This is a genomic window from Aquabacter albus (assembly GCF_040049275.1).
In the GTDB taxonomy this organism is placed as follows: Bacteria; Pseudomonadota; Alphaproteobacteria; order Rhizobiales; family Xanthobacteraceae; genus Aquabacter.
The window spans coordinates 128,230-141,610 of record NZ_JBDZDT010000009.1; the positions used below are offsets into that span (position 1 = coordinate 128,230).

At 66.7% G+C, this 13,381-nt stretch carries 5 protein-coding genes and 1 pseudogene; 4 read left to right on the forward strand and 2 right to left on the reverse strand.

Features of this window, described 5'->3' with window-relative positions:
• Window positions 1-148: 148 nt before the first annotated feature.
• Window positions 149-1,022: pseudogene (gene ku, locus ABLE91_RS22840) on the reverse strand (non-homologous end joining protein Ku).
• 179 nt (window positions 1,023-1,201) lie between these two features.
• On the opposite strand from ku, the gene mbfA reads away from it, so the two are divergent.
• Entirely contained in the window at window positions 1,202-2,179 is a 978-nt protein-coding gene (gene mbfA / locus ABLE91_RS22850; protein WP_348934588.1) for an iron exporter MbfA, read from the forward strand.
• Window positions 2,180-2,251: 72 nt separating this feature from the next.
• Entirely contained in the window at window positions 2,252-5,287 is a 3,036-nt protein-coding gene (locus ABLE91_RS22855; RefSeq protein ID WP_348934589.1) for a DUF4114 domain-containing protein, read from the forward strand.
• 79 nt (window positions 5,288-5,366) lie between these two features.
• Here ABLE91_RS22855 and ABLE91_RS22860 read toward each other — a convergent pair whose 3' ends face one another.
• Window positions 5,367-11,306 (reverse strand): Calx-beta domain-containing protein, encoded by a 5,940-nt coding sequence (locus ABLE91_RS22860; RefSeq protein WP_348934591.1) that lies wholly within the window; start codon window positions 11,304-11,306, stop codon window positions 5,367-5,369.
• A 254-nt stretch (window positions 11,307-11,560) separates the two neighbouring features.
• On the opposite strand from ABLE91_RS22860, the gene ABLE91_RS22865 reads away from it, so the two are divergent.
• Together ABLE91_RS22865 and ABLE91_RS22870 are read left to right on the forward strand one after the other, a co-directional pair.
• Entirely contained in the window at window positions 11,561-12,664 is a 1,104-nt protein-coding gene (locus ABLE91_RS22865) for a sensor histidine kinase (protein ID WP_348934781.1), read from the forward strand.
• Window positions 12,649-13,365 (forward strand): LytR/AlgR family response regulator transcription factor, encoded by a 717-nt coding sequence (locus ABLE91_RS22870; protein WP_348934593.1) that lies wholly within the window; start codon window positions 12,649-12,651, stop codon window positions 13,363-13,365. The genes ABLE91_RS22865 and ABLE91_RS22870 overlap by 16 nt, the downstream gene beginning before the upstream one ends.
• Window positions 13,366-13,381 lie beyond the last annotated feature (16 nt).

Genomic DNA, 13,381 nt, shown 5'->3' on the forward strand with positions numbered 1-13,381 from the left:
CCTCTCCCGCTTGCGGGGGAGGGTTAGGGAGGGGGCACCTCAAGCAGAGCGAAGCTGCAATTGACTGAGACGTCGCACCACTTCCCCCTCCCCAGCCCTCCCCCGCAAGCGGGAGAGGGAGCGCGGTGCACCACACGGGGACAAAACCTCACGTCTTCCCCCGCCCCTTCTCCGCCGCCAGCGACCGCCGCAGCGCTTCGGTGATGTCCACCACGTTCGTCCCCGTCTCCTCCGGCTCGGCCGCAGCTTTCCGGCGGGGCGGTTTGCGGCCCTTCTCCTTGCTGGCGATGAGCTTGCGCAGGTCCTCCTGCACCGTGTCGGTGACGAGCTTCGGGTCCCAGGCGAGGGTGCGTTCAGTGATCAGGCTCTCCACCAGCCGCTTCACGTGGGGGTCCACCTTCTCCTCATCCTTGCCGGGAAAGAGGTTCTCCGGCTCGCGCACCTCCTCGCCATAACGCAGGGTCCAGAGCAGCATGCCCTTGCCGCGCGGCGTCACCAGAACCGGATGCTCGCGGCGATACAGGACGAGGCGCGCGAAGCCGGCGGTGCCGGTCTTCACCATGGCCGCGCGGATGACCGCAAAAGCCTCCTCCCCCACAGCTCCGTCGGGCGCCAGGAAATGGGGCTTGTCGTACCAGAGCCAGGGAATGGAGGCCTCTTCCACGAAGCTTTCGATGTCGATGGTGCGGGCGCTCTCCAGGGCCACCGCCTCCAGCTCCTCTTCCTCGAACACCACGTACTCGCCTTCCGAGCGCTCATAGCCGGCGCAGATCGTCCTCGTCCACGGGTTCGTCGGTGTCCGGGTCGTAATAGCTCGCCCGCACGCGATGGCCGGTCTCCCGGTTGATGGTGTGGAAGCGCACCTTCCCGCTCTCGGTGGTGGCGGGGGTCATGGTGACGGGGCAGGTGACCAGGGACAGCTTCAGGAAGCCCTTCCAGAACGCGCTGCGCGTGGGGCCTTTATTGCGCCGCGACGATGCCGGCCGCGCGGAAGCCTTGGACCGTCCCGCCATCTGCGTCATCCTCCTGCCGCGCCAACGCTCCAGCGCCTGCAAGGTTGCATCCCGCCCGGCCAAACTGACGCGGCCCGGAGGGGATGGCGGGGCAAGGCACGGCGTGTAAGAGACGGGCCCGTTATGCGATTATCGTTGCAGCAGAATATGTTGCCGACGAATTTATCGTCTCAGGCGAGGGGCAAGGCATGATTCCGGGCTTCGGCGCGCGGCGCCAGTTTTCAGACCTCTCCGAAAAGGAGATCCTCGCTCTCGCCATCTCGTCCGAAGAGGACGACAGCCGCATCTATGCGGACTATGCGGAGGCCGTCCGGGCCGAGTATCCCGCCACCGCCCAGGTGTTCGACGGCATGTCCGCCGAGGAGGACCGCCACCGGCAGGCGCTGATCGCCGACTTCCGGCGCCGCTTCGGCGAGCACATCCCGCTGGTCCGGCGCGAGCACGTCTCCGGCTATTATGCCCGCCGGCCCGTCTGGCTCGTGAAGAATCTCGGCATCGAGCGCATCCGCTCCGAAATCCAGCGGATGGAGGACGAGGCGGCCCATTTCTACAGCCAGGCGGTGAAGAAGGCGGGGGATGCCGGCACCCGCAAGCTGCTGGGCGACCTCGCGCTCCAGGAGCAGCAGCACCTTGCCACCGCCGAGGCGCTGGAGGCCGCCAACCGCCCCGACGAGGTGAAGCACGAGGAAGAGGACAAGGCGAAGCGCCAATTCGTGCTCACCTGGGTTCAGCCGGGCCTTGCGGGGCTCATGGACGGCTCGGTGTCCACCCTCGCCCCCATCTTCGCCACCGCCTTCGCGACGCAGAACTCCCACACGACGCTGCTCGTGGGCCTCGCCGCCTCCGTGGGCGCGGGCATCTCCATGGGGTTCACGGAAGCGGCCCATGATGACGGCGTCATTTCAGGGCGCGGCTCGCCCATCAAAAGGGGCCTTGCCTCGGGCATCATGACCGCCGTGGGCGGCCTCGGCCATGCGCTACCCTACCTCATCCCGAATTTCTGGACCGCCACGGCTATCGCCTGCCTCGTGGTGTTCGTGGAATTGTGGGTCATCGCCTGGATCCAGAACCGCTACATGGAGACCCCCTTCATGCGGGCGGTGTTCCAGGTGGTGCTGGGCGGCGCGCTGGTCCTGGCGGCGGGCATCCTCATCGGCGGAAGCTGAGCCCGCAAATAGCGCTCGCAAGCTGCGATAGCGGAATTATAGTGCCTCCCATTCGCCGGAATGCGGGGGCACATGGCAGAAATTCAGAACTCGACCTTCTTCGACATGACGAGCTACCAGCTCGTCAGCGGCGACCTCTTTCAACAGCTCCGCACGGTCTCGCCCACGGACCTGAACGCAATCGCGTCCATCTTCCAGCAGGCCTTTTATGCCCGGGCGTCACCGGACGTCACGGTCAGCGTGGTCGATGCCACTACCGTCCATGCCCCACCGAAGCTCTATCTCGGCCTCACGCTCGATCGCGCCACGCACCCGGCCGACCTTCTCAAGGAGAACTGGGCGACGCGGCAGCACGCCCTCGCCGACCAGACGGAAGTGGCGAACGCCTACGGCACCAACCCGGGCGTCTACAACACGGTCTCGACAGCCGTTGCCGGCATCGTAGCGGCGGGCGGCGGCAGCCTTGTTCCCAATACTACGGGCACCGGCAGCGCCATCACGCCGAGCGGCTATATCTCCACCGCCGAGTCCAGGACCATCTGGCTTGAACTGACGCCGCAGAGCTTCGAGGACCTGTTCCACACCCCGCTTCTCCAGGTCTCGGCGCCGGGCTGGGGCACGTATTATGCGTGGGCGGGAAACCTCTCCATCGACGACAGCATCCAGACCCATCTGGATGGCATCTGGGTCCAGGAAGGAATCCCGTCGAACGCGCTCGCGGCGGCCGAGACCCATGTGGTTCCGCTCAATCCCGACGACCCAGCCGACGCGCCGGGAATCCTCGGGCAGGGAAACGGCGCCAATGTCGCCGGAGGGAAGGTTGAGGCCGCCCCGAGCGCAGTCGGTGCCGCTTATCATTTCCCGCTGGACGGATCGGTCCAGACCCCGACCATCGCCCTCGTGGAAGGTGACGTCGGGAGCTATGCTGATCTCTTCGCCTATATCAACCAGTACCGCGTCTATATGGGGCATGCGCCTTATACGCAGCAGCAGTTTCAAGTGGTCTGGAACAGCGTGTACGGCGCGACGGGCGGGGATCCGGCGGAAATAGACCTCGATATCTCCATTCTCGCCGATGCGGTGCCCACGAGCACGCAGGTGCTCTATTCGAACAATGGGGACACCTACTTCACTTCCTACCAGCAGGCGATCTTCGATCAGATCAACAGGCCGAGCATCATCTCCTCCTCCTATCCGGAGGATGCCCGCTTCTCCCCCGATTCCCCGTTCCAGCGCGCCTATTACGAGCTGTTCGTGGATGCCCAGCTGCGCAACATCTCGGTGTTCCTCTCGGCCGGCGATGGCGGATCGCAATCGGAATATGGAACCGGCACGCCGCTGGTCCGGAACACCCACGGCATCCCCAATGCGGTGATCGTCGGTGGCACCTCCATCGCCCCCCTGAGCGCGGCGGAGAGTGACGCCACGCTCGCCACCATCGTCGCGCAGGCCAAGGACAAAGATCCCTCGACGCTTTTCGCCCTCACGGCCGCAGGCCTCAGCGCCCTGCCCTCGCACCTGTCGTCGAGCGTGTTCGAGACCTTCACGGAAGCGGTGTGGAACGTCTACTACCTGAACCCCGCGGGCACCTGGAACCCGGCCGATTTCGAGAATGCCAGCCTGTACATGCAGCCGGACTATACCGGCAACGAAGCGGGAACCGGCGGCGTCGACAGCACCTGGGACGCCCCGGCCTACCAGATCGACTTCGGCCTGAACCTCGTCAGCGCAGGACCCCATCCCCAACGCGGGCGCGGCACCCCGGACGTCGCGGCCCTGGCGGGCGGCGATTCCTGGTACGAGGTGCTCAATTCAAACTATACGAACGGCAGCTCTTCCAACCTGACCCACGGCTCCGGCGGCACCAGCGCCGCCACTCCGCTCTGGGCCGCCCTCACCGCCCAGCTCGACGCCGTGTTCCACGATCAGGGCCTGCCCTATCTCGGCTATTATAACGACCTTCTCTACATCGCCGCGGCGATCGCGCCGGGCGCCTTCAACGACATCACCCTCGGCAACAATGTCTCGACCTATTACCTTTACGACGGCGCGACGCCGGTGCCTGACGACAGCAATGTGATCTATGCCGGAGCGACCGGCGACCTCATCCTGCCCACCGGCATCGGCTATTATGCGGAAGCGGGATACGACCTCACCACCGGCCTCGGCTCGCCCAACGGGCTGCTCCTGGCGCGCGCACTTTCCTGGATCGCCCATTCCCAGATGAACGGCCCGTTCGCGCCGGATGTGGTAACGGCGCAGGATGCGGTGACGGCGCGCAGCGATGCCAGCCAGTCGCTCTTGGTGCAGACCAGCGGAGACCTCGGCGCCTTCCACTTCACCGCCGGCGACCAGTCCTATGAGGGCGTCTCGGACAGCGCGGCGCTGGCCTGGACGAGCCGTCTTGCGGGGCAGGTTCTCCAGCAGGATTTCGATCCCGATCTGGTGCGGCTCCTCGACGGCGCCGCGCACGGAGAGGTCTCGACCCTTCACGTGAACGCCGGTGACACGCTGTCCGCCAGGATGGACGGCACGGCCCTCGGCCTCTACCAGACCGCCCTTACCTCGTCTTACGGCTTCGCCGCGTTCGGTGGCCTCTATGCGGGGATCACGGTGGCGCGTCCGGTGGCCGTCGCGCAGATGGCGGACGATCCCATCAACCAGACCGCCGTCGTGCGCATGCGCCAGAACGGCGAGGATGACGTCTCGGTCAGCTTCTACAAGGTGGACGACCTGTCCGGCTCCATCCACGGCGTCGCGCCGGGCCAGGCCGGCTATGCGGCCCTAGCCGCCGCCAACGCCTATCAGACCAGCGAGGGCGGCACGTCCGTCGAAGGGCCGGGCTGGGGGAATTTCCTTCAGACGGAACTCACGGACGTCCATTCCGGCGACATCATCGCCATGACGCTCACCAACGGCGCCAACACCTATTGGGCCTTCGCGCCGGCCAACGAGATCGTGGACGGCGCGCCGGTCACACACCTGTGGAGCTACGGCCTCAATACCTGGGGCTGGGAAGATCTCTATGGCGGGGGCGACCACGACTATAACGATCTGGTCGTCCAGCTCGACTTCACCTCGACCGCCGGCAGCGGCTTCCTGATCTGACATGCGGCTCCGGGCGCGCGGGGGACGCCCGGAGCCTCGCCCTCGCCGGCCGTGAAATATTACGGCCGGCGTCGGGCGATCAGATGAGGATGTCCACCTGGGACGGGTTGAACTGTCCCGTCCCGACAAAGCCGAAGCTCACATCCGCATCGTGGCCGATGGCGCCGTTCCAGGCGGCGTTGCGGATGACGTAGCCGTCCGCATCGTGGGAGACGATCTCGGCGTTCCAGATGTCCGTGATCTGGTACGGCATGTCGATATGCATCTCCCAGCCAGTCGTCGCCGCCCCCTCATTGTGGATGGCGATGGAGGCGTTGAAGCCGCCGCTCCAGGAATCCACCAGCGAGAGCAGGGCTTCCAGATCACCCGAGGGCTCGTGGCCAGGGCCACCGGGATTGCCAGGGCCGCCCGTGCCGGGGTCCGTCGGGGTGGTGGGCGCCGTGTCGTCATCGGTGATGGTGGCGATGCCCTGCGCGATGCCGAGCACCGCGCCATGGGCGTCGGTGAGCACGAGGTTGAAGTGCTCGTTCGGCTCGTCGTTCGCATCCGCCGTCACCGGGACCAGGATGGTCTTGGTGGTCTCGCCGGGCGCGAAGGTGAGCGTGCCGCTGACCGAGGTGAAGTCGCTCGCGTCCGCATCGCCGGCGATGGTGTGGTAGTCCACCGTCACCGCGTCGGCGGAGGCCTCGGAGAGCGTCACCACGAAGGCGGCATGGTTCTGGTCGCCGGGATCGCCCCCCTCGCCGCCGGGCACATCGTTCTCGAAGTCGAATTGGATGGGCTCGAGGAAAGCGAGCTTCTCCGTGTGCACGGTGCGCCAGTCGTCCTTCAGGATGCCGCCCGTATCCACCGAGTTCGGGTTCCAGGACCAGTAGGTCCAGCTGATGCCCTGGTCGGTGTCCGGAATGTCGGAGACGCCGTCATTGTTGAAGTCGCCCGACATGTAGGAGGTGAGCGCCTCCAGCCACGGGGCGTCCTTCGGGTCCTCCAGCTTGGCGCCGAACTCGCCGATATAAACCGGCGCGATCCCCTCGCGGTAGATATAGCCCCACGCCTCGTCGAACACCTCCGGCAGGTGCTGGGCGAAATCGGGATTCTGGAACCAGCTCTGCGGATAGACCGAGTTGCCGTAATCGTGGGCCGAATAGACCAGCTTGTTGTCGAGGTTGAGATCGATGGGCCGGTCGCGCACGCCTTCGAGGTTGCCGCCCCACCAGTAGCTGTCGCCGTCATAGGTGCCGACACCCTCGACGAAGATCAGCCAGTTGGGATTGACCGCGCCGATGGCATTGCCGGCCCGCTCGGCCGCCGCCGCCCAGTCGTTCGGCCCGCCGCCGCCCCAGGTGCCGTTATAGGGCTCGTTGTGCAGGTCCGCGCCGATGACGGTGGGGTCGTTCGCATAGCGCTGCGCCAGCATCTGCCAATCGGAGATCCACTGGGATTCCGGATGGGCGCTGTCGTACCAGAGGCCGTTGTCGGACGTGCCGCCGCCGAAATTGGAGCGATGGTGATCGAGGATGATCTTCATCCCGATGTCCCCGGCATAATCGACGATCTTGTCCATGATCTGGAGCGGGGTGAGCCCTTGCAGATCCGGGTTCTGGAAGAAGTCGATGCCGGCCGCGGAATTGCTGTGCAGCATGTCCGTGGCGAAGGGCAGCCGGATGGTGTTGAAGCCCAGATCCTTCATCTGGTCCATCATCTCTTTGTAGCTGCGCGTCCAGATGCCGTGGGGCGAGGCATTGCTGGATTCGAAGCCGAACCAGTTCACGCCCGCGATCTGCACGGTGTTGCCATCGGCATCGACGATCTGGTTGCCCTCGGTGGAGAACCAGCCCGAGGCCGCCGCGCCCGTGGCCGGGTTGCCCTCCGTCACCGTTACGTCGGAGACGTTGAGGGTCGGCTGGGTGGGCTGCGGGCCGGCGGTGTCATCATTGGTGATGGTGCCGGTGGCCGTGCCGTCGGCGATGGTTGCCCCGGTGGGGGCGGTCAGCACCAGCGAGAAGGCCTTGTTCGGCTCGACGACGCCATCGCCGATGGCCGAGACATGGACCATCTTCGAGGTCTCGCCGGGCGCGAACGTGATGGCACCGGAGTTTGCCACATAGTCGCTGCCGGCATGTGCGGTGCCGTCTGCCGTGGCGAAGTTCACCGTCACCGCCGTGGTCGAGGCAGCCGAGAGCGTGATCAGGAACATGCCTTGGCCCGGCGCGCCGTCCGCACCCTCGGCGAAGGTGATGTCACCCACCGAGAGTGTCGGCAGCGGCGCCGCCACGTCGTCATTAGTGATCGTGCCGGTGGCCGAGCCATCGGCGATGGTCGCCCCGCTCGGCGCGGACAAGGCGAGGGTCAGTGTCTCGTTGCCTTCCACCACCACGTCGCCGTTCACCGTGACGTGGACCATCTTGGAGGTCTCGCCCGGCGCGAAGGTGAGCGTGCCTGACAGCGCCGCATAGTCGGACCCGGCGAGCGCCGTGCCGTTGGCGGTCCCATAGGACACCGTCACCGACGTCGTGGAAGCGGCGGACAGGGTCACCATGAACATGAGCTGCGTGGTGCCCGCATTGCCCTCGGTCACGGTCGCATCGCCCACCGACAGGGTCGGCACCGGGGCCGCCACATCGTCATTGGTGAGGGTGCCGGTGGCCGACCCATCGGCGATGGTCGCGCCGCTCGGCGCGGACAAAGTGAGGGTCAGCGTCTCGTTGCCCTCCACCACCACGTCGCCGTTCACCGTGACGTGGATCATCTTGGAGGTTTCGCCCGGCGCGAAGGTCAGGGTGCCGGACAGCCCGGCATAATCGGACCCGGCGGTCGCCGTCCCGTTGGCCGTGCCGTAGGACACCGTCACCGGCGTCGTGGAGGCGGCAGACAGGGTCACCATGAACATGAGCTGCGTGGTGCCCGCATTGCCCTCGGTCACGGTCGCATCGCCCACCGACAGGGTCGGCAGGACCGGCTCGGGATCGCCGCCCGAAGGCACCCCATTGATGGTGAAGCCGGTGGCGGTGGTGCCGCCGCTGCCGGGGGTCGCCTGGAAGCCGAAGGAGACGTCCTGGTTGGCGCCCACCGCCCCGTTCCAGGCCGCGTTGCGGATCACATAATGGTTGCCCACATGGCTGACGATCTCGGCATTCCAGATGTTGGTGATGTTGAAAGAGGCATCGAACGCCACCGTCCAGCCATTGAGGGCGGAGGCGCCCGCCTCCACCGTCATGCCGGCAACGAAGCCCGCGCCCCAATTGTCGTTGACGTCATAGTCCACGGAGGCGCCGCCGGTGGGCGGAACGGCCACGTCGTCATTGGTGATGGTGCCCGTGGCCGCGCCGTCCGCAATGGTCGCGCCGGTGGCGTTGGAGAGGTTCACGAGGAACGTCTCGTTCGCCTCCACGGCCGTGTCGCCATTCACCGTGACATGGACCATCTTGGAGGTCTCGCCCGCCGCAAAGGTCAGCGTGCCGGACAGCGCCGCATAGTCCGAGCCAGCGGTCGCGGTGCCGTTGGACGTGCCGTACTGCACCGTCACCGGGCCGGTCGCGGCCTGGGACAGGGTCACCATGAACATCAGCACGGACGTGCCGGCATTGCCCTCGGCGATGGAGACATCGCCAATGGAGAGCGCCGGCAGGACCGGCGCCACCACGTCGTCATTGGTGATGGTGCCGGTGGCCGAGCCGTCCGCGATGGTGGCGCCGGTGGCGTTGGAGAGCGCGACCGTGAAGGTCTCGTTGGCCTCCACCGCCGTGTCGCCATTCACCGTGACATGGACCATCTTGGAGGTCTCGCCCGCCGCGAAGGTCAGCGTGCCGGACAGCGCCGCATAGTCGGACCCGGCGGTCGCCGTGCCGTTGGCCGTGCCGTACTGCACCGTCACCAGGCCGGTCGCGGCCTGGGACAGGGTCACCATGAACATGAGCACGGACGTGCCGGCATTCCCCTCGACGATGGAGACATCGCCGATGGAGAGCGCCGGAACCACCGGGGCGACCGCGTCGTCATTGAGGATGGTGCCGATGGCGATGCCGTCCGCAATGGTGGCGCCGGCGGGCTGGGAGAGAGTCACGGTGAAGGTCTCGTCCGCCTCCGCCGCCGTGTCGCCCATGATGTCCACATGCACCATCTTGGACGTCTCGCCGGGGGCGAACGTGATGGTGCCGGTGGTCCCTGCATAGTCCGAGCCGGCGATGGCCGTGCCGTTGGAGGTGGCGTACTGCACGGTCACGGGCTCGGTGGACGCCTTGTCCAGCGTCACCGTGAACATGAAGTGCATGTGCTCGCCATTGCCCTCGGCCACCGCCATGTCCGCGATGGACACGGCCGGCAGCGTCTCCGGCGTATCGTCGATGTCGTCATTGACGATGGTGCCCACCGCCGACCCGTCCATGATGGTGGCATTGGTGGGCGAGGAGAGATGCAGGCTGAAGCGCTCGTCCAGCTCGACGAGGGCATCGCCCGCCACCTCCACATGGATCATCTTGGAGGTCTCGCCGGGCGCAAACGTGATGGTGCCCACGGTGGAGGCGTAGTCCTGGCCGGCGGTGGCGGTGCCGTTGAGGGTGGAATAGCTCACGGTGACGGGGCTGGTGGAGGGCGCAGACAGGGTGACCGTGAACATGATGTGGGTGGTGCCCGCATCGCCCTCGCTCACCGCGCCGTCGTCCACCGACAGCACGGGCAAGGCGGCCGGCGGAGTGGCATTGTTGATCAGCCCCTGCCATTCGGTGCGCGCGCTATTGTCCAGCGCGATGATGTTGTTGAACTCCAGCTCATAGAGGGAGACCCCCTCGAGCGTGTAGGTCTGGTTGTTCCCCGTGATGGAGATCACGGTGGAGCCATCCACCTCGGTGACGGTGAATTCGTAATCCTTGAACCAGCCGAAATCGAGCTTGTCCGCGGCCGGGTTGAAGTCGATCACCGTGTCGGTGCCGTAATGCCATCCGATCACGGTGGTGACGCCCACCTCGCCCGAGGGCGGCGTGCCGCCGCCGGCGCCGTCCGGCCACTCATTGGTGCCGGCCACGGGCACGCCCTGGGGCAGCACATGGTCGTCGGGCACCGGGCCGAGGCCGAGCTGCAGGGCGACGCGGTCCTCGCGCACCTGGGCGAAGTGGAACACGAAATTTTCCACCGACAGCTCGGCTTTGGTGACGCCCAGAAGGATGAGCGCCTGCCCCGTGCCGGAATTGGAGATCACCACCCCGTCAGGGCTGTCCTCCATGTAGATCTGCTCGCGGGTGCCGAAATAGCGGAAGTCCACGGTGTCGGTGGCCGGGTCGAACGCGACGCGGTCGATCTGGCCGATCTCGTGCGAGCGGGCATAGACGGTGTGGGGCTCGGGCGTGACGCCCTGCTCCCAGGCGAGCGCGCCGGAGAGGTCCTGGCGCAGATGGTCGTTCTGGATGGGCGTGAAATTGTCGATGGTGAGCTGGGACAGGGAGACGCCGACCACCACGGCCACCTCGCCCGACCAGGGGTTCAGGAAGCCCACGCCCTGGGGCGTGTCCACGACGATGAAGTTGTGGACGCTGACATCGCCGAAATCGAGCTTGTCCTTGGCCGGGTCGAAGCCAACGATGTCCGCCCCATTGGTGGTGACATGGAAGATGCGGCCGGGCTCGCCGGTGCCGGGATTCTCCCCAGGGTTTTCGCCCGGATTCTCACCCGGATCTTCACCGGGATCCTCGCCCGGCCCTTCGGGCTCCTGCGGCGTGCCGGAGCCTTCGCCGTTCAGCACGAAGCCGGTCGCGGCCTTGCCGCCAGCGCCCGGCCCTGGGGCGGCCTGGAAGCCGAAGGAGATGGCGCCTCCCGCCGGCACGTCGCCATTCCAGGCGGCCGCGCGCACCACGTAATGATTGCCCACATGGCTGACGATCTCCGCATTCCAGATGTTGGAAATGTCGAAGGTCGCCTCAAACTCCACCGTCCAGCCATCGAGGCCTTCAGCGCCGCCAGGAACGGTCATGCTGGCCACGAAGCCAGAGCCCCAGTCGTCGGCCACGGTGTAGTCGATGTTCGCCATTGGTGTCGCTCCCCTGCGGAGGCGCGCGTCGCGCCCCGTTGAAGTTGGGAAAGTGATGTCATGGCGTTTGGGAATGTGCACCGGGTGGGGCGCGCGCACTCGATGAACGCGGCAGGAAAAACGCCGAGCCCGGCGCACGCTTCGGCGTTTGCCGGCATAAGGTTTCCCCAGCGGCCATCTTGCCCGGCGCTGCGGAATGGACTTTGCTGGCGCCGCGCTCCGCCAGCGCGTCCGGAGACCTCCCCTTGCCCCCCATGCAGGCCCCGCTGAAGGAGAAGGTGCGCGCCTGGTGGCATGGCCTGCCCCTCTTCTGGCAGGCGCAGATCATCGGCTGGGGCCTGTTCGCTGTGGTGGACCTGGTGAACCGGCAGCTCACCTATCACAGCTTTCCCATCGCGCTGGCCATCACGGTCATGGTCTGCCCCGTCCTCGTGCTGCTCTCCACCGGTCTGCGGGCGGTCTATGCCCGCACCATCCCCGGCACGCGCCTCAGCACGGCCTCCCTCGCCATCATCGTTGCCTTCTCCACCGCGTCGGCGGTGGTGGTGGTGAGCGTGGTCGCGGGCATCCGGCAGGTGTCGGGCTGGAGCATTCCCTTATGGCATCCGTTCGACGAAGTGGCGGTGCCGCTGATCCATTACAGCTTCGTGCTCTCGGGCTGGAGCATCTGCTATTTCTGGATGCGCGCCGAGCTGGACCGGCGGGCGGACCATCAGAGGACCATGGTGGCGGAGGCGGAGGCGCTGCGCGCCGAGATCCAGCAGTTGCGGATGCAGCTCGATCCGCATTTCCTGTTCAACGCCCTGAATGGGGTCGCAGAGGAAATCCCGGAGCATCCCCACGCCGCGCTCGCCATGATGCGCGACCTCACCGACTATCTGCGCCACTCGCTCGCGGGCATCGACACGCCGGTGGTGCCGGTGCATGCGGAGGTGGCCTCGCTCGCCGCCTATCTGCGCATCCAGGAGGCGCGGTTCGGCAAGAAGCTGCGCACCCATCTCCACACGGACCACGCGGCATCGATGCGCCCCATCGCCAACTTCCTGCTTCAGCCCCTGGTGGAGAATGCGGTGAAGCACGGCGCCCGGGGCGGGCACCTGGAGGTGGGGATCAATATCGCGCTGGTGGCGAATGCCCTGAAGGTGGTGATCGTCAATACGGGAACGCTGGATGGCGCCACCGGACGGCGGCGCGGACGGGGCATCGGGCTCAAGAATGTGCGGCGGCGGCTGGACGTGCATTATCCCGGGCGGCATACCTTCACCTTGAGCGAAGCCGGTGGCGACGCCGAGCACCCCAGTGAAAGCCGGGTGGTCGCAACCTTGGTGCTGGAGGGTGAGCCGTGCTCCGGGTCCTGATCGTCGATGACGAACCCCTCGCCCGCCGTGCCATGCGGCGCCTTCTCGCCTCCCATCCGACGGTGGAGATCCTCGGGGAGGCGGAGAGCGTCACTGAAGCCATGGACGCGATCCTGCGCACCCAGCCGGACCTCGTCTTCCTCGACATCGAGCTGGACGGGGGCGATGGCTTTGACCTCCTCGCGGCGCTGGAGAACCCGCCCAAGGTGGTGTTCGTGACCGCCTATGCGGAGCATGCGGTGGAAGCCTTCGCCGTGGAGGCCGTGGACTATCTCCTCAAGCCCGTGGCGCCGGAGCGCCTCGCGGAAGCGCTGGGACGGGTCCAGCGGCTGGTCGTGGACAAGGTCGGCAAAAGCGAGGCCGGCCTCATCGAACTGCGCACGCCGAGCCGCACCGTCCTCGCCGCGCCCGCCGACATTGCTGCATTGAAGGCGGACGGCGACTTCACCCGCGTTCTCCTGGCCGACCAGCCGCCGCTGATGATCTGGCGCACGCTGGGCCATTTCGAGGGTCTGCTGCCCTCCCCGCCCTTCCTGCGCCTCGGCCGTTCGCTGATGATCAATCGCGACCGCCTGCGCCAGATCGAGGCGCGCACACGGGACGACGTCCGCCTGACCCTGATGGGCATGGCCGAGCCCCTCGCCATCGGCCGCGCCGCCGCACTGCGGCTCAAGGAGGCGATGGGGGGACAGCGGCTTTAGCCCGCCTCCCCCGAGC

Excerpts from the sequence above, each read along its gene's own strand:
- mbfA (WP_348934588.1), top strand. The coding sequence starts at position 1,202 with ATGATTCCGGGCTTCGGCGCGCGGCGCCAGTTTTCAGACCTCTCCGAA.
- ABLE91_RS22855 (WP_348934589.1), top strand. The coding sequence starts at position 2,252 with ATGGCAGAAATTCAGAACTCGACCTTCTTCGACATGACGAGCTACCAG.
- ABLE91_RS22860 (WP_348934591.1), bottom strand. The coding sequence starts at position 11,306 with ATGGCGAACATCGACTACACCGTGGCCGACGACTGGGGCTCTGGCTTC.
- ABLE91_RS22865 (WP_348934781.1), top strand. The coding sequence starts at position 11,561 with ATGCAGGCCCCGCTGAAGGAGAAGGTGCGCGCCTGGTGGCATGGCCTG.